This is a genomic window from Nonomuraea monospora (genome assembly GCF_039531895.1).
Classification (GTDB): Bacteria; Actinomycetota; Actinomycetes; order Streptosporangiales; family Streptosporangiaceae; genus Nonomuraea; species Nonomuraea monospora.
Window position 1 is genome coordinate 83,274 of the sequence record NZ_BAAAQX010000016.1, and the last position, 20,060, is coordinate 103,333.

The 20,060-nt window shown below is 70.6% G+C and carries 23 protein-coding genes; 13 read left to right on the forward strand and 10 right to left on the reverse strand.

Annotated elements, in window-relative coordinates; translation table 11 throughout:
* Positions 1–121 precede the first annotated feature (121 nt).
* Genes ABD331_RS28995 through ABD331_RS29005 form a run of 3 tightly spaced genes read left to right on the forward strand, consistent with a single transcriptional unit; the run spans position 122 to position 2,291 of the window.
* The gene (locus ABD331_RS28995) at positions 122–916 is read left to right on the forward strand and encodes a hypothetical protein (protein ID WP_344481158.1); all 795 of its coding nucleotides are present in this window, start codon (positions 122–124) and stop codon (positions 914–916) included.
* The gene (locus ABD331_RS29000) at positions 913–1,980 is read left to right on the forward strand and encodes a glycosyltransferase (protein ID WP_344481161.1); all 1,068 of its coding nucleotides are present in this window, start codon (positions 913–915) and stop codon (positions 1,978–1,980) included. The genes ABD331_RS28995 and ABD331_RS29000 overlap by 4 nt, the downstream gene beginning before the upstream one ends.
* 29 nt (positions 1,981–2,009) lie before the next feature.
* On the forward strand, positions 2,010–2,291 hold the full coding sequence (locus ABD331_RS29005; RefSeq protein WP_080044376.1) for a metal-sensitive transcriptional regulator: 282 nt from the start codon (positions 2,010–2,012) through the stop codon (positions 2,289–2,291).
* Positions 2,292–2,414: 123 nt separating this feature from the next.
* Here the strand turns inward: ABD331_RS29005 and ABD331_RS29010 are convergent, their stop codons facing one another.
* Together ABD331_RS29010 and ABD331_RS29015 are read right to left on the reverse strand one after the other, a co-directional pair.
* Entirely contained in the window at positions 2,415–2,576 is a 162-nt protein-coding gene (locus tag ABD331_RS29010; protein WP_020540796.1) for a hypothetical protein, read from the reverse strand.
* Between the two features lie 214 nt (positions 2,577–2,790).
* Positions 2,791–4,107, reverse strand: coding sequence for a hypothetical protein (locus ABD331_RS29015; protein WP_344481178.1), 1,317 nt, complete (start codon positions 4,105–4,107; stop codon positions 2,791–2,793).
* Between the two features lie 53 nt (positions 4,108–4,160).
* Here ABD331_RS29015 and ABD331_RS29020 point away from each other — a divergent pair, with 53 nt between their 5' ends.
* Entirely contained in the window at positions 4,161–5,063 is a 903-nt protein-coding gene (locus ABD331_RS29020; protein WP_344481181.1) for a DUF1349 domain-containing protein, read from the forward strand.
* On the opposite strand, the gene ABD331_RS29025 is transcribed toward ABD331_RS29020, so the two are convergent.
* Positions 5,035–5,556, reverse strand: coding sequence for a gamma carbonic anhydrase family protein (locus ABD331_RS29025; RefSeq protein WP_425566065.1), 522 nt, complete (start codon positions 5,554–5,556; stop codon positions 5,035–5,037). The two genes, ABD331_RS29020 and ABD331_RS29025, sit on opposite strands and share 29 nt — an antisense overlap.
* A gap of 150 nt (positions 5,557–5,706) precedes the next feature.
* Here ABD331_RS29025 and ABD331_RS29030 point away from each other — a divergent pair, with 150 nt between their 5' ends.
* Positions 5,707–6,786: a hypothetical protein gene (locus tag ABD331_RS29030; RefSeq protein ID WP_344481186.1), complete on the forward strand. Its 1,080-nt coding sequence runs from the start codon at positions 5,707–5,709 to the stop codon at positions 6,784–6,786.
* 232 nt (positions 6,787–7,018) lie between these two features.
* On the opposite strand, the gene ABD331_RS29035 is transcribed toward ABD331_RS29030, so the two are convergent.
* From ABD331_RS29035 to ABD331_RS29050, 4 genes are all read right to left on the reverse strand, one after another.
* The gene (locus ABD331_RS29035) at positions 7,019–7,261 is read right to left on the reverse strand and encodes a hypothetical protein (RefSeq protein WP_253755240.1); all 243 of its coding nucleotides are present in this window, start codon (positions 7,259–7,261) and stop codon (positions 7,019–7,021) included.
* A 123-nt stretch (positions 7,262–7,384) separates the two neighbouring features.
* Positions 7,385–8,137 carry a GntR family transcriptional regulator gene (locus ABD331_RS29040; RefSeq protein WP_344481193.1) on the reverse strand — a complete coding sequence of 251 codons (753 nt, stop codon included), beginning with the start codon at positions 8,135–8,137 and terminating at the stop codon, positions 7,385–7,387.
* Positions 8,138–8,278: 141 nt separating this feature from the next.
* Complete coding sequence (locus ABD331_RS29045; protein ID WP_344481196.1) at positions 8,279–8,833, reverse strand: VanZ family protein; 555 nt, start codon at positions 8,831–8,833, stop codon at positions 8,279–8,281.
* Between the two features lie 56 nt (positions 8,834–8,889).
* Positions 8,890–9,594: a dienelactone hydrolase family protein gene (locus ABD331_RS29050; protein ID WP_344481198.1), complete on the reverse strand. Its 705-nt coding sequence runs from the start codon at positions 9,592–9,594 to the stop codon at positions 8,890–8,892.
* 142 nt (positions 9,595–9,736) lie between these two features.
* Between ABD331_RS29050 and ABD331_RS29055 the strand changes: the two genes are divergently transcribed.
* Genes ABD331_RS29055 through kynU form a run of 7 tightly spaced genes read left to right on the forward strand, consistent with a single transcriptional unit; the run spans position 9,737 to position 16,184 of the window.
* Positions 9,737–11,146 carry an aldehyde dehydrogenase family protein gene (locus tag ABD331_RS29055; protein WP_344481201.1) on the forward strand — a complete coding sequence of 470 codons (1,410 nt, stop codon included), beginning with the start codon at positions 9,737–9,739 and terminating at the stop codon, positions 11,144–11,146.
* Positions 11,139–11,936 carry a 2-keto-4-pentenoate hydratase gene (locus tag ABD331_RS29060; protein ID WP_344481206.1) on the forward strand — a complete coding sequence of 266 codons (798 nt, stop codon included), beginning with the start codon at positions 11,139–11,141 and terminating at the stop codon, positions 11,934–11,936. The genes ABD331_RS29055 and ABD331_RS29060 overlap by 8 nt, the downstream gene beginning before the upstream one ends.
* Positions 11,933–12,370, forward strand: coding sequence for a RidA family protein (locus ABD331_RS29065; RefSeq protein ID WP_344481209.1), 438 nt, complete (start codon positions 11,933–11,935; stop codon positions 12,368–12,370). The genes ABD331_RS29060 and ABD331_RS29065 overlap by 4 nt, the downstream gene beginning before the upstream one ends.
* Positions 12,367–12,882 (forward strand): 3-hydroxyanthranilate 3,4-dioxygenase, encoded by a 516-nt coding sequence (locus ABD331_RS29070; protein ID WP_344481211.1) that lies wholly within the window; start codon positions 12,367–12,369, stop codon positions 12,880–12,882. The genes ABD331_RS29065 and ABD331_RS29070 overlap by 4 nt, the downstream gene beginning before the upstream one ends.
* Complete coding sequence (locus ABD331_RS29075; RefSeq protein ID WP_344481213.1) at positions 12,883–13,851, forward strand: amidohydrolase family protein; 969 nt, start codon at positions 12,883–12,885, stop codon at positions 13,849–13,851. It begins immediately after the preceding gene.
* A gap of 12 nt (positions 13,852–13,863) precedes the next feature.
* Positions 13,864–14,979, forward strand: coding sequence for an ABC transporter substrate-binding protein (locus ABD331_RS29080; RefSeq protein ID WP_344481215.1), 1,116 nt, complete (start codon positions 13,864–13,866; stop codon positions 14,977–14,979).
* Complete coding sequence (gene kynU / locus ABD331_RS29085) at positions 14,976–16,184, forward strand: kynureninase (protein ID WP_344481218.1); 1,209 nt, start codon at positions 14,976–14,978, stop codon at positions 16,182–16,184. Before ABD331_RS29080 ends, kynU begins: the two co-directional genes overlap by 4 nt.
* Here kynU and ABD331_RS29090 read toward each other — a convergent pair.
* Complete coding sequence (locus ABD331_RS29090) at positions 16,177–16,551, reverse strand: MmcQ/YjbR family DNA-binding protein (RefSeq protein ID WP_344481221.1); 375 nt, start codon at positions 16,549–16,551, stop codon at positions 16,177–16,179. The genes kynU and ABD331_RS29090 overlap by 8 nt on opposite strands.
* A gap of 10 nt (positions 16,552–16,561) precedes the next feature.
* Positions 16,562–17,605 carry a DUF2293 domain-containing protein gene (locus ABD331_RS29095; RefSeq protein ID WP_344481223.1) on the reverse strand — a complete coding sequence of 348 codons (1,044 nt, stop codon included), beginning with the start codon at positions 17,603–17,605 and terminating at the stop codon, positions 16,562–16,564.
* Between the two features lie 107 nt (positions 17,606–17,712).
* Between ABD331_RS29095 and ABD331_RS29100 the strand changes: the two genes are divergently transcribed.
* Positions 17,713–18,516, forward strand: a complete 804-nt coding sequence (locus ABD331_RS29100; RefSeq protein WP_344481226.1) for an FKBP-type peptidyl-prolyl cis-trans isomerase — start codon at positions 17,713–17,715, stop codon at positions 18,514–18,516.
* A gap of 156 nt (positions 18,517–18,672) precedes the next feature.
* Here the strand turns inward: ABD331_RS29100 and mads6 are convergent, their stop codons facing one another.
* Positions 18,673–20,019 (reverse strand): methylation-associated defense system protein kinase MAD6, encoded by a 1,347-nt coding sequence (gene mads6, locus ABD331_RS29105; protein ID WP_344481228.1) that lies wholly within the window; start codon positions 20,017–20,019, stop codon positions 18,673–18,675.
* Between the last annotated feature and the right edge of the window lie 41 nt (positions 20,020–20,060).

The window sequence follows — 20,060 nt, forward strand, 5'->3', positions numbered from 1 at the left end:
CGGTGTGGAGGAGTTTCGCCTGTCAATCGGTGTGACCGGAAGAAATCTGGCATCCACATAACGGGAAAATCACGGTAACCTCAACGTCGCATGGCCTTATTCGACGGGGAGGGGGCTCGTGATGGGCGTCGTCGTCACGGACGCCGAAGTCACCCTGGCCGACGTGCTCTCCCTGCGACTCGCCATCGACGAACCACTGGAAGACGGCACCGAGCTCGTTCTCCGGCATCGCACCACGGGGGTGGAACGCGACGTGCTGCTCGGCAGCCCAGGCGCGCGGGCGCGCGAGGCCACGCTGGCCGTCTCGCTGGCGCCGCTGGAGCTCAGCACCGGCCGGTGGGACGCGTACCTGCGGCGTGAGGGCAAGCGCAGCCGGCTGCGCAGCGTCGATCCCGGGTTCTCGCTCGACCATCTCGACGCGTATGCATTGTGCAGGCGCACGCTCGCCTACCGCTCATACCGGACGCGCAACGGCTTCCTCGCGCTGAAGATCTCCGACGCCGAGCCGGTGGCCGAGGTGCGCTCCATCTGGTTCAGGGAGGGCCGCTTCGAGGTGATGGGCCTGCTGGCCTACACCGGCCTGGAGGACGACGACTCCCGTCACGAGGCCGTGATGACGCTGGAGCGCAGGCAGACGGGCGCTCACCTGAAGAGCACCGCCACGGTGCAGGGCGTGCGCTTCCACGCGGCGGTCTCGCTCGTGGACGTGCTCGCCGCCGACCCTGAGGGCTCCGGCACCTGGGAGCCCGCGCTGCACGTGGACGGCGTGCCCGCCACGCTGCGGCTCGGCGCGCGGCTCGACGACGTGGACGGCAAGCGGCGTCGGCTGCACTACCCGTCGGCCCGCGTGGACGGCGTCCTGATCAAACCCTGCTACACCGCCGACGACGAGTTGCGGATCGAGGTCGGCGGATGAAGGTCAGCCTGGTGCTCGCCTCCGCGTACGCCATGCGGGGCGACGTGCGCGCCACGCTCAACCTGGCGACAGCGCTCGCCGAGCGGCACGACGTCGAGGTGATCAGCGTCAGGCGGCAGAAGGAGAAGCCGTTCTTCCCCGTCGGCCCCAAGGTCGGCATGCGCAGCGTGGTGGACGTGCGCCCGGGCGTCAGGCACCTGCTGCCGCGCGGTCAGGTGCGCACCGAGGTGGCGCTGTGGCGGGTGCTGCGCAACCTCAGGGCAGACGTGCTCATCACGACCAGGCCGGGGCTCGGCGTGCAGGCCGCCAGGCACGCGCCGCGCGACACCGTCAGGATCGCCCGCGAGTGGGGCAGGCCGGCCGTCCCCGGGCCCGTCAAACGCTTCTACCCGCGCCTGAGCGCCGTCGTGACGGCCACGGAGACGGCCCAGGAGGAGTGGAGCAGGCTCCTGGGTGACACGACCGTCGTGCACAACGTGCTGGACGCGCTGCCGGGCGGCCCGTGGCCGCGCTCGCGGATGGACAACAGGATCGTGGCCGCCGGCGGCCGGTGGGTGCCGGTGAAGGCGTACGACAGGCTGATCAGGTCGTTCGCGATCGTGGCGGACAAGCGGCCCGACTGGCGGCTGAGGCTGTACGGCGGCGGCCCCGAGGAGCGGCGGCTGCGCTCGCTGGTGCGCGAGCTGAACCTGCACAACCACGTCTACTTCATGGGCACCACGCCCGATCTGGCGGGCGAGTTCGCCAAGGCCTCGATCGTGGCCACCACCTCGCGCAGCGAGGACCTGGGCATGGCCGTGCTGGAGGCCATGGGGTGCGGGGTGCCCGTGGTGGCCTTCGACGGGGCCAAGGGGCCCAGGGAGTTCGTGGCGACCGGCTACAACGGGGTGCTGGTGCCGGAGGCCGAGGGTGACCTGCAGTTCTTCGCGGCGGCGTTGCTGGCGCTGATCGACGACGAGCGCAGGCGGCGCTCGCTGGCGGCGGGCGCGCTCGACACGGCGGTGCGGCACTCGGCCGACGAGGTGGTCGAGCAGTGGGAGAAGCTCATCGCCGATCTCCGCTAGCCCATACTCCTTACGGGTACCGTAGAACCATGCATGGGTACAGCGGAGACAAGCAGGCATATCTGACGCGCCTGCGGCGAATCGAGGGCCAGATCCGGGGTCTGCAGCGCATGGTCGACGACGATGCCTACTGCATCGACGTGCTCACCCAGGTCTCCGCCGCCACCCGGGCCCTCCAGGCGGTCGCGCTGGGGCTGCTGGAGGAGCACATCTCGCACTGCGTGGCCGACGCGATCAACACGGGCGGCCCCGAGGCCGAGGCGAAGGTGAAGGAGGCGTCGGCGGCGATCGCCCGCCTCGTGCGTTCGTAGCAGGGGTCTAGCCCTCTTACCTGAGGGCCTCATCCGTAAGTCGGATGATCCAGCCGTGGATTGACTAGTTATGTGAAACCCCGGGAACTAGGTCCCCGGGGTCTTGGTAATCGAGTTGGTTCTTCAGCGACTCGCCGAAGTCCGCAATCCGAGCGCGTCGTCGAGTTCGTCCAAGGTCAGCCGCCGCTCACTGACTGCCACGGCGGTGAGCACCTCGGCGTAGAGCGCAATCTCGTCCAACGCGACACGGTCATGGACCCGAGAGTCCAGGTCGTCGTGCCCCACCGCGTCGTCCTTCCTTCCGCAGCCCACACCCTCTACGAGGTTACGGCGGAGGCCCTTCCGGCGACATGGCCCATCGGAGTCATTCCTTTCAGCGCCTCGGGGGCCCCGTCAGGATCATTTCCCGAATCCGAGATCACAATTCAGCGAAATTGCTGTTATCTCAGGGGTTAGAACGATATAGGAGGAGTAAGGGGGAAATAGCGGCATTAGTGGTTTAGATGTGGTCTGTGTGGTGGTCGTCCCGTTCGTGGACGATCCTGCGTACGAGTGCCGACTGTCCCGCCAGCCCGCGCCCCGGGAGCTTCGCCCCCGTGAGCCTGCCCCACGCCAGCCCCATGGCGTACGCGGCGCCCAGCACCGCCGCCGCGCTGCCCCTGTCGGGCGGCGCCACCTCCGACGCCGGAGCCGCCTCGCCCGTGCGGACGGGGAAGCCGTCCGGCTGCGTCGTCTCGGCCGCGGACGTGCCCGTGAGGCCCGCCTCCCGCAGCTCCTCGTACGCCATCCGCAGCCGGTGGTCCAGCCGTCCCGGCAGCGTCCCCCTGGAGTCGGACAGGTCGGCCAGGAACGCGGCCGCCGCCCGGCGCGGCTCAGGCGTGAACGACAGGGCGTCCACGAGGTCGTAGACGGTGTGGGCGAAGTGCGCCTCGGGGTCGTTCTCCACGAGCAGGGCCCTGCACAGCCGCGCGGGGCAGCGCTCCAGCCACTCGCCGCGCATCGCCGCGTCGTCGTCGTACGGGTCGCCGAACCCGGGCCGGCGCAGCAGCGGCTCCACCATCGTGAGCAGCGCCAGCGCCCGCGGCCTGAAGCGGGTGTCGAGCAGCAGGATCTGGGCCGTGTCCGCCATCACCGCGGCCAGCCTGAGCGCGGCGCGGTGGCGTCCGGCCCGCATCCGCTCGGCGACCAGCGTGACGAGGTCCAGCAGCGGCGGCGCGGGCAGCCAGCGCACCCACTCGTCGCCGGGCAGCGAGCGGCGCAGGTACTCGCCGAAGACGGTGATCAGCCGCTCGTTGCCGTCGAAGGCGGGCGCGTACGCGCACCACATGATCGTGCCCCAGACGGCCGCCACCGTGCTCGGCACGTCTGTGGCGAAGATCTCGTCGAAGGCCGTCAGCGGATAGTCCAGCTCCGACTTGCGCCCGGAGGCCCGCACCAGCACCCTGAGCTGCTCGGTGAGGCGCGCGGGCACGTCGGGGCCGATGAACGACTGGGTGGAGCCGGGCTCGGCGTGGAAGTCGTGGCCGGGCGGCACCACGGCGTCCGGCAGCACCGCCGCGGCGTGCGTCACCCGGCGCACCCGCGTGCCGCGCGGCGGCGGAGCCGGATGCCAGCGGCCGTCGGCGGGGTCGAGCAGGTGCCAGCGCGCGTGCGTGCCGAACAGCCACCGGTCGCCGTCCGGGGTCACCAGGACTCTGGCCGCCAGGACGTGCGCGCGGTCGGGCACGGAAAGACCCTGCCAGCGCGGGTCCGCGACCATCGCGCGGACCTCCGCCTCCGCGGCGGTGAACGCATCCCAGGGTGGCACGGCGGTCATCGTACTGGGCGTACTCGGATCATCCATCGGCATTTCACGGCAGAATGTCCGACATGAGGGCGAAGGTAGCAGGGACGTTGGCGGTCGTGAGCGTGCTCTCCGGTTGCGGTACGACGACCGCGGCGCAGCCCACACCCACCGGGCCGGGCATTCTCACCTCACAGAACGCCACCCCGCCCGCACCCGGCGGCGAGGTGGGCGAGGCCTCCACCGAGTTCGACGACGCCGCCGACCTGAAGATGTGGACCAAGCTCAGCGAGACCGAGAAGGACATCGACCGGCTCACCAAGTACGACGTCAACAAGACGGTGAACGGCGCGATGTACCTGGAGCCCAACGTCTCGGCCTGGTTCGACGGCTTCCGCGGGCCCTTCGTGTACCAGGATCTCGCCGGCGACATCGTCATGCACGCCCGGGTCAAGGTCGAGGGCAAGAGTGGGGGCCAGCCCAAGCGCAAGTTCTCCCTCGGCGGCCTCATGGCCCGCCAGCCCGGCTCGTACGCCAAGCCGAACTGGGTCTCGGTCACCGTCGGCACCGGGGAGAAGAGCGGCCAGGTGGAGGCCAAGTACACCCAGGACGGCAGCTCCAAGCCCAAGGAGGTCGCCGTCAAGAGCGGCTGGGTGGAGCTGGTGCTGGCCCGGGTGGGCCGCGTCTTCGTCGCGATCTACAAGGAGGACAAGGGCAAGTGGAAGGTGGCCCAGCGCTGGCCGTCCAACCTGCCCGACGTGCTCCAGTGGGGCGTGACGGCCTACACCGACTGGGACAGCTACAGCACGCTCAAGAAGGACGCGGCCAAGGGCAACGCCAAGCAGGTCAAGGGCACCCCCGACCTCAAGCTCACGGTCGACTACGTCCGTTTCCTGAGGCCGGAGCTGCCCGACTACGCCGACCCGCTCAACCCGGCCTCGGTGTCGGACGACGTCCTGATCAAAGCGATGACGCCTGCCGGTGCCTGAGTGCCTTGGCCAGGTAGTTGTCCGGCGTGCGGGCGAAGGAGTCGCGATCGTCGTCGGTGAGCTCACGCACGATCTTGCCGGGCACCCCCGCGACCAGGACGCCCGCCGGGATCTTCTTGCCGGGGCCCACGAGGGCTCCGGCCGCCACCAGGGTGCCCGCGCCGACGCGGGCGCCGCCCAGCACGATCGCGCCGATGCCGATCAGCGCGCCGGTCTCCACGTGGGCGCCGTGGACCATGGCCTTGTGGCCCAGACTGACGCGGTCCTCCAGGATCGCGGGCTCGCCCGGGTCGGAGTGCAGGCACGACAGGTCCTGGACGTTGCACTCCGCGCCGATCTCGATCCGCTCGTCGTCCCCGCGGAGCACGGAGCCGTACCAGATGCTGGACGCGCGACCCACCCGGACGCGGCCCACCACGACCGCACCAGGGGCTATGTACGCTTCAGGATGTATGTCCGGGACTGCTCCGTTGTCCAACGCTGCTATGTACATTCGAGACATCGTAATTCCAGCTCGGGGTATGGCGTTCGGGTTGCGGACGTGGGCAGATGGCAGGAAAGTCGTTTCCTGACGTCCCGTCGCCGAACCCTCACAACCCGCTAGTTTTCCCCCGCCTCACGACGAAAACCCCAGGTAATCGCCATGATGAACCAGCACGAGAGCATTCCCGATCTGATGCAAGAGGACACGTTCGAGGTCGTGATGCGCGGCTACAACCGCCGCCAGGTTCACGACTACATCATCCGCACCCGTAACCAGATCAGAGATCTGGAAGAGCGGCTGGCACGGGCCATCGAGCAGGCGGAGCAGGGCCGCATCGAGCTGGCCGAGGCCAGGCGCCGCATGGTCGAGACGCCGCAGAGCTACGAGGACCTGAGCCCCAGGCTGGCGCAGATCCTCCGGCTCGGAGAGGAGGAGGCGGCGGCCAAACGCGAGGACGCGGAGGCCGAGGCCGCCAGCGTCCGCGACGCCGCCAAGTCGGAGGCCGAGCGGCTGGTGACCACCTCCCGTGAGACCGCCGACAAGATCCTCACCTCGGCGCAGGCCGAGGCCGAGCGGCGGGTGAGCGAGGCCACCCAGGCCGCCGAGCGCATGCTGGCCCAGGCGGGCAGCGACGCGGAGGAGCAGCTCGGCTCCGCCCGCAGCGAGGCCGAGGAGACGGTGCGGGAGGCCAGGGCCGAGGCCGAGCGCACGCTCACGATGGCCAGGGCCGAGTCCGAGCAGGTGATGGCGTCGGCCAACGCCCAGGCCGAGCAGCTCCTGTCAGGGGCGCACGCCGAGGCCGAGAACATGCTGGCCACCGCGCACCAGCGGGCCACGGCGCTGGACGAGCAGGCCGGACGCCGGGTCGAGTACCTCAGCAACACGCACACGGAGGTGGTGCGGCGGCTGACCGAGATCAGCTCGGTGCTGGGCGACCTCATGCGTGCCGAGTCGAACGCCGGGCCGCTGGTGCCCGAGGCCATCGCCCCGCCCGCCCCCTCCGCCCCGCCCGCACTGACCGACGCGCCCGCCCAGTCCGCCCAGTCCGCCCAGTCCGCTCAGTCAGAGCAGGCCGAGCAGCCCGAGCAGCCCGAGGTGCCGGCGACGGAGGACGCCGAGGACCCCGAGCGGACGGTCCGGGTCATCGTCAAGGACGAGACCGGCGAGCAGCAGCGGGAGGGTGTCATCTCCGACGACACGGACGTGAACATCGGCCGGTTGTCGGACTCGCGCAAGTAGCGCCTGCGGGTGTGAGAGGCCGAGGTCACCGCCACCGAGGTGACCTCGGCCGTCGCACCGGGAGGCTGCGGAGGGTGGGGGAGCGGAAGCCCCCGCCCCCGATCGGGTCGGAGACTTCCGCGTTCGTGGCCCCTCCGTAAACCTTGGGGGCCCGGTACCGGGGCCGCCGAGACGCTGGACCCGGCACCGGGCTGCTCATGGACGCGGGCCGGGGAACGCTCCACGGCCTGCGTCAAGGTGGTGCGGGGCCGGCTCGCCACGTGTGCTGCTCGCCGGCCCGCCTTTCCTGGTCCCGGAGCCGGTCGCGCAGGCCGTCCGGGTCGTCCGCGTCGATGGTCATCGCACATCCGGCATCGCGCTGCGCCGCGCTCAGCGGATGGTGTCTCGTGGCCCACCAGCGGCCCGCGTCGCTCCGCCAGATGGTCCACTGGGGGTACTCCCGGGCGATCTCGGCGAGATGCCGATCAAAGGACATCGCTGTCCACCTTTCCCGGGCCCCCAGGCGAGGTTCCATCTCCTTAGAAGATGCGGTACCTCTCTAGAGAATTCAATGATCGTAATGGACAGGTCAACCTATCGCTTGACAGATCGGCTTGATTCACGCGTCGAAGTCGTACTGGAGTACGTAAGCCGCGGAGTCCAGCACCATCTCGTTGAGCTCGACCGGCAGCCCGCCCGACGTGTACGCGGTGCGCGCGATCACGATGACGGGCGTCCCGGCGGGCAGGTCGAGCAGGCTGCTCTCGCGCGGTGCGGGCATGCGGGCCCTGACCTCCTCGGTGAAGTGGGCGGGGGGCAGGCCCAGGTCGCTGAGCCTGGCGTAGACGCCGCCTGGTCCGGTGTCGGCGAGGGTGATCGCGCTGCCCTCGACCAGGCGGGCGGGGAAGGAGGAGGTGGCCAGTTGCACGGGTCTGGCGTCGACGGAGTAGCGGCGCCTGCGCACCCAGATCTCCCCGCTCTCCAGCACGGCGGCCACATCCTCGGTGGCTCGCTCCAACGCCACCTCTAAGGCGTCGACGGTGAAAGGGCGGCCACGCGTGTCGGCGTCCCAGATGGCGCGTCCCTGACCCCACTGCTCTCGTGACAGGCGGCGTGAGCCGTGCCTGCGGATCGGTTTGAACAGCCGCACGTAAACCCCCGAACCTCGTCTGGGCACCGCCAGCCCTTCGTTGATCAGTACGGCAAGCGCCTGCCTGGCGGTGGCTCGTGCGATTGCGTATTCGGCCATAAGCGCGTTCTCGCCCGGTAGTCGGTCCCCGTCGCGCAACTCACCGGACAGAATCCGGGCGCGGAGACCGTCGGCGATGCGTCGATAGATAGGGGGCTCGTGGGGTACCGGGGATTCAGACAACTTTGATCACCCTCTGTCACCAACCGCGTAGTGGCGTCTCCAGAGAACTTGCCCCGTCTTGTCCACGATCGCACAGAAGCGGGCCTTGGTCGCGGGCTGATTTTGAGAGGATCGTGCCCGAGTGGTGAATTCCGCGATGTTTTAGCGGTCCGTAACCATGGAACGGTCCCCGTCGGTATGTGCCCGGGCCCACCAGCGGCGAGTAACCAAAGCGAAGATCACGGCGCCTGTCGCATTGAGGATGACGTCGTCCACGGAGGACAGACGCCCCAGACGGCACACGTACTGGAGTGCCTCGACCAGGACCGAAAATGCCGCGGCGACCGCCGCAACGCGGCCGGGCGAGGACATCGCGGCGCTGCGCACCGGCAGCAGCGCGCCGAGCGCCGCGAACACCAGCAAGTTGCCTCCGACCTGCACCGACACCGCCTCCCACGGTGCCCCGGCCAGGTCCGCCAGGTCGGTGAACGGGATGAGGTTCACCCCTGACGGGCCGTCCGACGGTGTCAGGATCATCCAGATCCACGGCGCCGTCCCGACCACGATGCCGACGTCGGCGAGGGAGGCGCGCAGGGGCGCGGGATGGCCGGCGCGAGAGCGGTGACGGGAGAGAAGCATGATTGCCAGCAAGGCCAGGGGGAGCGCAAAGGTACCAGCAATAATGACGTTTCCCCACAATTCCCACGTGCGCGCCATCCGCTCATGATGGCGGTTGATCTAGGGATACCGGAAGCTGTCGAATTGGACAGGTCTCACCGGGAGGGCAGATGCCGGTCCAGGAACGCGATCGCCACCTCCCACGCGCGCGCCGCCGGCTCCGGCTGGTGGAACATCGGCGACTCACTGTTGTGGAAGGCGTGCCCGGCCTCCTCCTCGACGTGCACGACGACGTTCGGCCGGCCCTCGGCGGCCTTCTCCACGGCGGCCACGCTCTCGCGCGGGATGTACGGGTCGCTCCCCCCGAACACCAGCAGCAGCGGCGCCTGGATGCGCTCCATCAGCCCGGTCGCGTCGGGCACGGCGGAGCCGTAGAAGGACAGCACCGCGGCCAGCTCGATCTGCGTGGCGAGCATGTAGGCGACCGAGCCGCCCAGGCAGAAGCCGACCGCGCCGGCCCCGCCGCGCACCTCGGGCAGCGAGGCCAGATGGGAGACCGTCAGCGCGCAGTCGGCCACGCCCTGCGCGAGGTCGAAGCCCTGGGCCAGCTCCAGCGCCGCCTGGGTGCCCTCGGGGGTGTGCTCGCCCACCCAGTTGGGCCGCAGGCGCCAGAACAGGTCGGGCGCGGCCACCACGTAGCCGCGCGAGGCCAGCTCCGCGGCGACCTTCTCGATGTACGGGCCCACGCCGTAGATCTCCTGCACCAGGAGGATGCCGGGGCCGGAGCCCGAGTCGGGCAGCCAGACGCGGACGTCGAAGGAGCCGTCGTGGGCGGTGATCTGATCTGTACGGGTCTGCATGTCCACCAGCATCGCTCATAGCGCGCGCCGCGATAGGGCGAGACGATGCGATCGACAGGTTCCGTGTCCCCGGAACTCCCTGTTGTCCACGAGCGGCTCCGCGATCTATACCGGGAGGCGAGGGAGAGATGAGGAGACCGTTGTGCTGACCCATTTCATCGGTGGCCAGCCGGTGGCCGCGGGCAAGGCGTTCCCCGTCCATGACCCGGCCACCGGCGCGGTGATCAGGCAGGTCCACGAGGCCGACCCGGAGGTGGTCGACCGCGCGGTGCGGGCTGCCAGAGAGGCGGCCCGCGACTGGGCGGCGATGCCTGTCGGCGAGCGCGCCGGGTGGATGCGGCGGCTGGCCGAGGGCATCGAGGCGCGTTTCGACGACCTGGTGGCGGCGGAGATCGCCGACACGGGCAAGCCGCTCGACCAGACCCGCACCCTCGACATCCCGCGCGGCATCGCCAACTTCCGCGCCTTCGCCGAGATCGCCGCCCAGCGCCCCGAGGACGCCTTCCACCTGTCGGGCATCCTCAGCTACACCATCCGCAAGCCGCTCGGCGTGGTCGCGGTGGTCGTTCCGTGGAACCTGCCGTTCCTGCTGATGACCTGGAAACTGGCGCCTGCCCTGGTCTCGGGCAACACCGTGGTGGTCAAGCCGTCGGAGCAGACGCCGGGCTCGGCGGCCGTCTTCGCGGAGATCTGCCAGGAGACCGGCCTGCCGCCCGGCGTGGTCAACATCATCTTCGGGTACGGCTCCGCCGGCCAGCTCCTCGTCGAGCACCCCGGGGTGGACGCCGTGACGTTCACGGGCTCCACAGGCACCGGCACGGCGATCATGAAGTCGGTGGCCGACCGGGTCAAGCCGATCTCCTTCGAGCTGGGCGGCAAGAACGCCGGGCTGGTCTTCGAGGACTGCGACCTCGACAAGGCGGTCGAGGGCACGGTGCGATCGGTTTTCACCAACGGCGGCCAGGTCTGCCTGTGCACCGAGCGCATGTACGTGCACCGCTCGATCTTCGAGGACTTCTGCGTCCGGCTGGCCGTCCGCGCCCAGGAGGTGGAGCCCCAGCCGATGATCTCGGCGGAGCACCGCGAGAAGGTGCTCTCCTATTACGCCTTGGCCCGCTCGGAGGGAGCCAAGGTGCTGGCAGGAGGCAGTGTCCCCGTGTTCGGTGATCATCGCGATTCCGGCTATTTCGTGGAGCCGACGGTGGTGACAGGCTTGTCTGAATGGTCGAGGTTCAACAGAGAAGAGATCTTCGGTCCCGTGTGCCACGTCGCCCCCTTCGACAGCGAGGCCGAGGCCGTCGACCTGGCCAACAACAGCGAGTACGGCCTGGCCGCCACGCTGTGGACCACCAACCTCGACCGCGCCCACCGCGTGGCCCAGCGCCTGGACGCCGGGCTCGTCTGGGTCAACACCTGGTACCTGCGCGACCTGCGCACCCCGTTCGGCGGCGTGAAGCTGTCGGGCATCGGCAGGGAGGGCGGCACCAGGTCACTCGACTTCTACTCAGAACCCACCACGATCACCATCAAACTGGAGCAACCCGATGCATGACGAATGGTCCCAGGCAGTGGACGCGCACGCCCAGGCGGCCGACCGGCTGGCGGAGGCGGCGCGCACGGGATTGCCCTGCGCTCCGATCAGGGACCTGGTGGGCACGGCGGCCGACGCGTACGCCGTGCAGGAACTGGGCACGAAGGAGGCGCTCGGCGCGGGGCGGCGGCTCGTCGGCAGGAAGATCGGCCTGACGAACACCACGCTGCAACAGCGGCTCGGCATCGACCAGCCCGACTTCGGCATGCTCTTCGCCGACACCTGCTACGGCGACGGCCAGCCCATCCCGCCGGACCGGTTCCTGCAGCCCAGGGCCGAGGCGGAGGTCGCGCTGGTGATCGGCGAGGACCTGAAGGGCGGCCCGTTCACGGTGGCCGACGTGATCAGGGCGGTGGACTTCGCGCTGCCGGCCATCGAGATCGCCGACTCGCGGATCGCGGGCTGGGACATCAGGCTGGTCGACACCATCGCCGACAACGCCTCCTCGGGCGCGTTCGTGCTCGGCTGCACGCCCGTCCCGCTGCGCGGGCTCGACCTGCGGGCGGCGCGGATGACGATGACGCGGGGCGACCAGGAGGTGTCGGCCGGCTCCGGCGCGGACGTACTCGGGCACCCGCTCAACGCCGCCGTCTGGCTGGCCACCCGCCTGGGCCGCACCGACTACCCGCTGCGGGCCGGCGACGTGGTGCTGACCGGCTCGCTCGGGCCGGTGGCGCCGGTCGAGCCAGGAGACGTGTTCGAGGCGCGGATCGAGGGCCTCGGCCCGGTGCGGGCGGTGTTCGGCAAGTGAGCCCGCAAGTACGGCCGAAGGCCATGCGCGTGCCCGGCAAGGCCACCCCGCGAGGCAGGTTCCCCCACGTCAAGCGGGCCGGTGACTTCCTGTACGTCTCGGGCACGAGCTGCCGGCGCCCCGACGACACGTTCGTCGGCGTCGAGGTGGACAAGCACGGCGCGACGACCCTGGACATCCGCGCCCAGACCAGGGCGGTCATCGAGAACATCGGCGACATTCTCAAGGCCGCGGGCGGCTCGCTCGCCGACCTGGTGCAGATCACCACGTACCTGGTGAACATGAACGACTTCAAGGGCTACAACGAGGTCTACGCCGAGTTCTTCGACGAGGAGGGGCCCACCAGGACCACGGTCGCGGTGCACCAGCTCCCGCATCCGCACCTCCTCATCGAGATGCAAGCCGTCGCCTACCATCCTCAGGAGCTGTCATGATCCCGCCCATCGACTTCACCAAGTGGATCGACGAGCACGCCCACCTGCTCAAGCCGCCCGTCGGCAACAAGGTGGTCTTCGAAGGGGCGAACGACTTCATCGTGATGGTGGTCGGCGGGCCCAACTCCAGGACGGACTTCCACGTGGACCCGTACGAGGAGCTGTTCTACCAGGTGCGCGGCAACATGCACGTCAACGTCGTCACCGAGAACGGCCCCGAGACCGTGCACATCCGCGAGGGCCAGATGTGGCTGCTGCCGCCGCGCGTGCCGCACTCGCCGCAGCGGCCCGAGGCCGGGTCGGTGGGGCTGGTGGTCGAGCGGATCCGGCCGGAGGGCGAGCTGGAGAGGTTCCAGTGGTACTGCATGGAGTGCGGCGAGCTGGTCCACGAGGTCGAGCTGCAGGTGCGCGACATCGTCAAGGACCTGCCGCCGGTGTTCGAGGCCTTCTACGGCGATGAGAAGGCCCGTACGTGCGGTGGATGCGGCGCGTTGCACCCTGGCAAGGGCTAGATGGTGATCGACGTCCACACGCACCACGTGCCCAAGGGCTGGCCCGAGCTGGGCTGGCCCGGGGCGCCCCGGCTGAGGATCGACTCCGAGCGCGAAGCGATGATCCTCGTCAACGACCGTGATTTCCGGAAAATTCAGGATGACTGCTGGGATCCGCGGGTCCGGCTGGAACGCATGGACCAGGACGGCGTGGACCGGCAGGTGGTCTCGCCCACCCCGGTCTTCTTCGGCTACGACCGGCCGGCCGCGCAGGGCGTGCGGATCGCCGAGATCTTCAACGACCTGGCGCTGGAGATCTGCGCCGACCCGCGGCTGATCCCGTTCTGCCAGGTGCCGCTGCAGGACCCCGACCTGGCCTGCGCGGAGCTCGACCGCTGCGTGGCGGCCGGGCACAGGGGCGTGGAGATCGGCAACCACGTCGGCGACCGCGACCTCGACGACCCCGGCGTCGTGCGGTTCCTCCAGCACTGCGCGGCGCGCGGCATCCCGGTCTTCGTGCACCCGTGGGACATGCCCGCGGGCCCGCGCGTCGAGCGGTGGATGGCGCAGTGGCTGGTGGGCATGCCCGCCGAGACGCACCTGTCCATCCTGGCGATGATCCTCGGCGGCGTGTTCGACCGCGTGCCGGACACCCTGCGGATCTGCTTCGCGCACGGCGGCGGCTCGTTCGCCTTCTGGCTCGGCCGGTTCGAGAACGCCTGGCATCGCAGGCCCGACCTGGTCGGCGTCTCCGAACGGCCGCCGTCCCACTACCTCGGCAGGTTCAGCGTCGACTCTGCCGTCTTCGACGAGCGCGCGCTGCGGCTGCTCGTCGACACTCTCGGGGAGGACCATGTGATGCTCGGCAGCGACTTTCCCTACCCGCTGGGCGAGTCACCCTCCGGTGACCTGATCCGGCGAGCCGGCTTCCTGTCCGGTACGGCCCGCGCGAAGCTGCTCGCAGCCAACGCCGAGGCGTTCCTGGGCTGAAGGGAGCTCCCCATGCGCGCACCCGTGCTGGGGCTGCCCGTAATTGGACTGGCGGTGCTGATGGCCGCCGGTTGCGGCGGCACAGTGCCGCCGCCCGACGAGGACACGCTCCCGGTCAAGCTCGGCGCGATCATCTCACAGACCGGCGTGTACGCCATGCTCGGCGACGACATGGAGACCGCCATGCGGCTGTACCTCGACGACCACGGCGGCCGCCTGGGCGGCAGGGCGGCCGAGCTGCTGGTGGCCGACGACGCGGGCAACGCCGATCAGGGCAGGAAGGAGGCCAGGCGGCTGATCGACGACGCCGGCGTGGACCTGCTCACCGGCCTGATCGCCTCGCCCGTCGCCGTCTCCGTGGTGGACGAGGCCGCGGGCGGGACCCCGGTCGTGGTCGCCAACGCCGGCTCCGACGAACTGGACGGCCAGAACGTCTTCCGCGTCTCCTACCGCAACCACGACCACGGCCGCGCCGCCGGCCGCTACGCCGCCGAGCGGTACGGGCGGCGCGCCGTGGTGCTCATGGGCTCCGACTACTCGGCCGGCGTCGAGACGCTCGACGGCTTCACCGAGGGGTACGGGGCCGAGCCGCTCAAGCGCATCCTGACGCCGTACGGCCGGGTCACGGACCTCAAGCCGTACTTCGAGCAGATCCCGCCCGAGGCCCGGCTGCTGTTCGCGTTCTACGCCGGCGGCGAGGCGGTCGCGTTCGCCAGGTCGTACAGGCAGCTCGGCTACGACACCAGGATCGAGCTGCTGGCCTGCATGAACCTCACGGACGAGGACGTGCTGCGGGCGGTCGGCCCCGACGCGGAGGGCATCACGAGCGTCGGCATGTACTCGCCCGCGCTGGACAACCCGGACAACGCCGCGTTCGTCGCCAGGTGGCGGGACAGGACGGGGCGCAACCCGTCGGCCGTGGCCCTGCAGAGCTGGGACGCCATGCGCCTCATCGACGCGGCCGTGGCCAGGGGCGGCGACCTGACGCGCGCCCTGGGCGAGGTGGGCGAGCTGGCGGGCCCGCGCGGCAGGTTCCGGCTCGACGAGACGCACAACCCGGTGCAGAACTGGTACGCCCGTCAGTACAAGAATGGTGTGAACAGAGTGATAGCCACCATCCCTCCATGACGGGAGTGACCTTGGATCGCGACCAGTGCCTCGCACTCGACGCCGCGGACCCGCTGCGGGCGTTCAAAGACGAGTTCGTGCTGCCGGAAGGGGTGATCTACCTCGTCGGCAACTCGCTCGGCGCGCTGCCCCGGCGTACGGCCGAGCGGGTGCGCAGGACGGTCGAGGACGAGTGGGGCGCGCACCTCGTCGGCGGCTGGAACCACGCGGGCTGGTACGACCAGCCGCTCACCCTGGGCGACCGGATCGCCCCGCTGATCGGCGCGGGCCCCGGCCAGGTCGTCGTGGGCAACAGCACCTCGATCGCGGTCTACCAGTGCGTGGCGGCGGCGCTGCGGCTGCGCCCTGAACGGCGCGTGATCGTCTCGGACACGCGCAACTTCCCCACCGACCACTACATGGTGCAGGGCCTGGCCGCGCTGCTGGGCGACTACGAGCTGCGCGACCTCAGTGAGGGGCGCTTCGACGACGCCGCCGTGGTGCTGCTGTCGGAGGTGGACTACCGCACGGGCGCCCGCCAGGACGTGCCCGCCGTCACCGCCGAGGCGCACGCCGCCGGCGCGCTCATCGTGTGGGACCTGTGCCACAGTGTCGGCGCCATGGAGGTGGACGTCTCCGGCGCGGACTTCGCCGTGGGCTGCACCTACAAGTACCTCAACGCCGGCCCGGGCGCGCCCGCCTTCCTCTACGTCAACCCGCGCCACCAGGCCGCCGCCGAGAACGTGCTGCCCGGCTGGCACGGCCACGCGGAGCCGTTCGCGTTCGAGACCGGCTACCGGCCCGCCGAGGGGGTGCGGCGCTTCGCGGTGAGCACCCCGCACGTGTTGTCGTTCGCGGCGCTGGACGCGGCGCTCGACGTGTGGGAGCGGGTGCCGATGGCGCAGGTCAGGGCCAAGAGCATGGCGCTGGGCGAGTTGTTCGTGCAACTTGTCGGCGACCGGCTCGAACTGGCCTCGCCCGCCGACCCGGCCGCGCGGGGCAGCCAGATCTCGCTGCGTCACCCCGACGGCTACCCGGTGATGCGGGCGCTGATCGACCGGGGCGTGCACGGCGACTTCCGCGCGCCCGACGTGCTCAGGTTCGGCTTCGCGCCGCTCTACATCGGCTACACGGACGTGTACGACGCCGCCACCACGCTGCTGGAGGTGCTCGACAAGGAGCTGTGGCGCGACGACAGGTACGCGACCAGGCTGGCCGTCACCTGAGGTCGAGCTCCTTGATCGCCCGCTTGGGCGCGATGGCGCGGTAGCTCTCCTCCACCCAGTCGAGCAGCACCTCGGTCTCCGGGAGGCGGGACAGGAACGGCACGGTCACCCAGCCCGCCTTGCCCAGCCCGTAACCGCTGGGCGCCGCGCCCTCGACGGTCAGCGCGTGACCGTGCGCCTCCGACAGCAGCTTCACGCCGAACGTCGGATCCCACTTCTCCGTCGGCTCGTCGAGGCCGAGGAAGAGGAAGACCTTCTTGTTGACCTTGATGACGGTCTCGCCCCACGGATGATCCTCGTGGGTCTCGGGCAGCCCGAGCGCGAATGCGCGCAACTCCTGCCTGACGTCGTGCCAGTCGTCGCTCATGCTTCCGACCCTAACCCGGCCGGCGGAACTCTTCGAGCTTGCGTTCGATAGCGGCCCTGATGCGGTCGCGGGCCTCCATCCGGGGGACGCCCGCCATGAGCAGGCTGTCGTAGTCGGTGTCGAGATGCCGGATCGAGGCGATCACGGCGAGCGTGATGGCGTTCTCGTCGAGCGCCCTGGCCGCCGCCGACCTGCCCACCCGGCCGCTGCCACGCTGGCCCGCGTGCTCGGCGATCTCCCGCGCCCGCGCCTCCGGGCAGCCGGGGAACAGCCGCGCGATCTCGGCGGCCATCGCCGACTGGTACTCGACGTCCTGCTCCGCCCTGCGCTCGCGGTCGCGCTCCCGGCGGCGCAGCCGCACCTCCTCGTCGGCCAGGCAGCGCTCCTCTGCCGCGGCCAGCGCCGCCTCCTCCACCAGCAGGCCCATCCGCTGGTAGACCTTGCGCCGCCGGTTGAACCTGACGACCACCGCCGACAGGCCGCTCTCCTGCTTGGCCCGGCGGCTGAGCGCCGCGTTGCCCGACGGCAGGAACACCAGATGGTCCATGTCCGCGCAGGTCAGGCAGTGCGGCTGGTCCTCCTCCATGATCAGGTAGGGGCCGGTGTCGGCGCAGGACGCGCACGTCCACGCCTGCAGCGGGCTCACCGCCACCAGGTCGGGCGCCTTGCTCTGCGCCTCGGTCAGCCTGCGCACCCTGGCCTCGCTCAGGTCGGGCGACAGCCAGTGAACCCGGAACGGTTCCTGCTCGGGCCCGGCGGTGAAGCGCAGCTCGCGGCGGTCGCGGGTGCCTGCCACGTACGGGGTGTCCACCGGCCGCAGCCCCTTGGCCCGCGCCCAGTCGCGCAGCAGGCCGGCCGCGGTGAGCAGGCGGTCCTCGTCCACGGCGGCCAGCTCCGCCAGCGTGGCCGCCCTGCCCTGCCGCCAGGTGTCCACGTGCCTGGAGTGCAGCCAGCGCAGGCCCGTCACCACGTCGATGAACGTCACGTACTTGCGGGTGGTCAGCGCGATCTCGGCCGCCTCCGCGACCCGCCTCGCCAAATTCGGCTTACTCACCGTCCAAGTTTGTCGTGAGATGGCGAGCCCCGAAGCTTTCCTTGGGACACTTACGGCAAGTAACTCCTCTGGATCCGGCCCATGCGGATTCGGCTCTGGAGGGTATCGTGCGTCTGTTCTGGCCTGCGCTCCTCATGCTCACCGCCTCCTGCGGGGTGACCGAGGACGGCTCGCAACCCGTCGTGACGGGAAGGTTCGGCAGCAAGCCGAACGTCTCCATACCCCAGGGCAAGCCCGGACGCACGCCGCGGATCACGGTGCTGTCCGTCGGGAACGGGCGGCGCACGGTGCCGGGCGACGTGGTGCTCGCCGACGTGGACATCCGGCGCTGGTCGGGCAACCGGCCCTACCTGAGCACCCACGACGGCAACCAGCCCACCACCGTCGTCTTCGACGGCAGGCAGGTGGCGGAGACGTGGCGGCAGTCGCTCATCGGGCGGCCCGCCGGCAGCCGCGTCATGCTGGTCAGCCCGGCCGGTGAGGCCATGGGGCCGAACGTGCCGCTGACCGGCGTCTCGCCCGCCGACACGCTGGTGCTCGTCTTCGACATCCTGGGCGGCTACCCGCCCGACGCCCGGCTCGTCGGCCGCACGCTGCCGGTCATCCCCGCCGACCTCACCCCCGCCGACCCGCCGCGCACCCTGATCGACGGGTCCGGCCACCCGGTCGTGGCGGGGTCCCGCGTGGTCATCCAGTACGTGGCCGCGTCGTGGCCGTCGCGGGCCGTCGAGGACTCCTCCTATCGGCGGGGCGGGCCCAGCGCGTTCACGCTGGAGGCGGGGTCGGTGCCGGAGTCCTGGGTCGGCGCGCTGGCCGGGCGCCGGGTCGGCAGCCGGGTCGCGGTGCCCGCGCCCGGACACAAACCCATGCTGTACGTGATCGACATCCTCGACACGATCACCCGCGCGTAGGCCGGGCGGCACCTCTCGCTGCCCGGCCTGCCCTCACCCCACCACCCGCACCCGTCCGCGCCGCCCAGCCCGCACCCGTCCGCGCCGGAAGCAGCGTCCTGGCCTGTTCTCGGCCGCGCCGGAAGCAGCGTCCTGGCCTGTCCTCGGCCGGGGCGGTCAGGGGCGGGACACGATGCGGCGGACGAACCGCCTGAGCCTGGAGGCAGGAGGGGGCGAGCTGCGCAGCAGCTCCAGCGACTCGCCCGCGGAAGGCCGCTTGGCGGGGGAGTGGTCGAGCATGCGCCGCACCACCTCGGGCACGTCGGGCCCATGGGCGTCACCGCTGGTCGGTAGCTGCCCGGTGAGGAGCTGGAAGGCGATGACCCCGGCCGAGTACACGTCGGAGGCGGTGGTCATCAGGTCGGGCCGCTCCTGGCACTCCGGCGCCACGTACGCGGCGTCGAGCACGTTGCCCAGCTCGTGGGCCACGGTGTAGTTGCGCGGCCCCGGCTTGGCGTAGTCGAACCCGGTCAGCACCGCGTGCCCGTCGTCGGTGACGAGCACGGCGGCCGGGGTGAGCGCCCGGTGCACGACGCCGTGGGCGTGGGCGTGCGCGAGGCCGCGCAGCAGGTCCTGGATGAGGCCGAGCGGCGCGTACTTGCCCAGCGCGAGGTGCAACGCCTCGCCGTGGACGTCGTCGAGCACCAGCACGAAGCGGCTCTCGTCGTCGATGGCGAAGAAGTCGCGTGAGCGCACCACGTTCGGGTGCGGCGGGATCCTGGCGAGGGTCTGGTAGGCGTTGGCGATGCGCTGCCGCTCGGCGGCCCGCGCCTGCTGGTCGGCCAGGGGGTCGGCCTGGTAGACGCGCAGCAGCACGGTCTCGCTGCCGGGCAGCGTGACGTTGAACGCGCGGTACTCGGTGACCTTGGCGTCGCCGCCGAGCTGCTCCTCGACCTCCCAGTTGCCGTAGCGGGGCGGGGCGGTGCTGCGGCGCACGGTCTGGTTGAGCGCGTCGAGGATCGCCGTGAGGTACGGCCGCGCGTCGGGGCTGCACCCGCGCCTGACCCGGGAGGTGTCGCTGAGGGTGGCCAGCAGGCCGGGCAGGTCGGTGACGTTGACCGCGTCGCGCCCGGCGGGATCGACCAGCTCGGCGTCGGGCGAGGTGAGCACGACGAGGCTGTCGACGTAGACGCGTTCGAGCTGGGTGGCCCTGGACACCAGCAGGCCCTTGAGCGCCTTGGCGGTGCCGCGCAGCTTGGTGACCGGCGAGCCGAACGCCTCCCTGCGGGGCGGGAACCAGCGGGTGCCGGACACCTCGATGCGGCCCCTGGTGCCCTTGACGTCGACCACGACGAGGGAGTGGCCGGTCAGCACGAGCAAGTCGACCTCGAAGACGTCGTGGCCGCGTGGGACCTCGACGTTGTGCAGCAGCAACCAGTCGGCGGGCGCGCGGTCACGGAGATAAGCGATCACGCGCCGTTCGGCGTCGTTGACCGGACGTCCTCCGCCGACGATCTCTGCCATGCGGTCCATCCTTCCATGGGAATGCATTGACAGCATGTTGT

Bases quoted from the DNA above. Each gene is read 5' to 3' on its own strand.
- ABD331_RS28995 (WP_344481158.1), top strand. From the start codon at position 122: ATGGGCGTCGTCGTCACGGACGCCGAAGTCACCCTGGCCGACGTGCTC.
- ABD331_RS29000 (WP_344481161.1), top strand. From the start codon at position 913: ATGAAGGTCAGCCTGGTGCTCGCCTCCGCGTACGCCATGCGGGGCGAC.
- ABD331_RS29005 (WP_080044376.1), top strand. From the start codon at position 2,010: ATGCATGGGTACAGCGGAGACAAGCAGGCATATCTGACGCGCCTGCGG.
- ABD331_RS29015 (WP_344481178.1), bottom strand. From the start codon at position 4,107: ATGACCGCCGTGCCACCCTGGGATGCGTTCACCGCCGCGGAGGCGGAG.
- ABD331_RS29020 (WP_344481181.1), top strand. From the start codon at position 4,161: ATGAGGGCGAAGGTAGCAGGGACGTTGGCGGTCGTGAGCGTGCTCTCC.
- ABD331_RS29025 (WP_425566065.1), bottom strand. From the start codon at position 5,556: ATGTACATAGCAGCGTTGGACAACGGAGCAGTCCCGGACATACATCCT.
- ABD331_RS29030 (WP_344481186.1), top strand. From the start codon at position 5,707: ATGATGAACCAGCACGAGAGCATTCCCGATCTGATGCAAGAGGACACG.
- ABD331_RS29035 (WP_253755240.1), bottom strand. From the start codon at position 7,261: ATGTCCTTTGATCGGCATCTCGCCGAGATCGCCCGGGAGTACCCCCAG.
- ABD331_RS29045 (WP_344481196.1), bottom strand. From the start codon at position 8,833: ATGGCGCGCACGTGGGAATTGTGGGGAAACGTCATTATTGCTGGTACC.
- ABD331_RS29050 (WP_344481198.1), bottom strand. From the start codon at position 9,594: ATGCAGACCCGTACAGATCAGATCACCGCCCACGACGGCTCCTTCGAC.
- ABD331_RS29060 (WP_344481206.1), top strand. From the start codon at position 11,139: ATGCATGACGAATGGTCCCAGGCAGTGGACGCGCACGCCCAGGCGGCC.
- ABD331_RS29070 (WP_344481211.1), top strand. From the start codon at position 12,367: ATGATCCCGCCCATCGACTTCACCAAGTGGATCGACGAGCACGCCCAC.
- ABD331_RS29075 (WP_344481213.1), top strand. From the start codon at position 12,883: ATGGTGATCGACGTCCACACGCACCACGTGCCCAAGGGCTGGCCCGAG.
- ABD331_RS29080 (WP_344481215.1), top strand. From the start codon at position 13,864: ATGCGCGCACCCGTGCTGGGGCTGCCCGTAATTGGACTGGCGGTGCTG.
- kynU (WP_344481218.1), top strand. From the start codon at position 14,976: ATGACGGGAGTGACCTTGGATCGCGACCAGTGCCTCGCACTCGACGCC.
- ABD331_RS29090 (WP_344481221.1), bottom strand. From the start codon at position 16,551: ATGAGCGACGACTGGCACGACGTCAGGCAGGAGTTGCGCGCATTCGCG.
- mads6 (WP_344481228.1), bottom strand. From the start codon at position 20,019: ATGGCAGAGATCGTCGGCGGAGGACGTCCGGTCAACGACGCCGAACGG.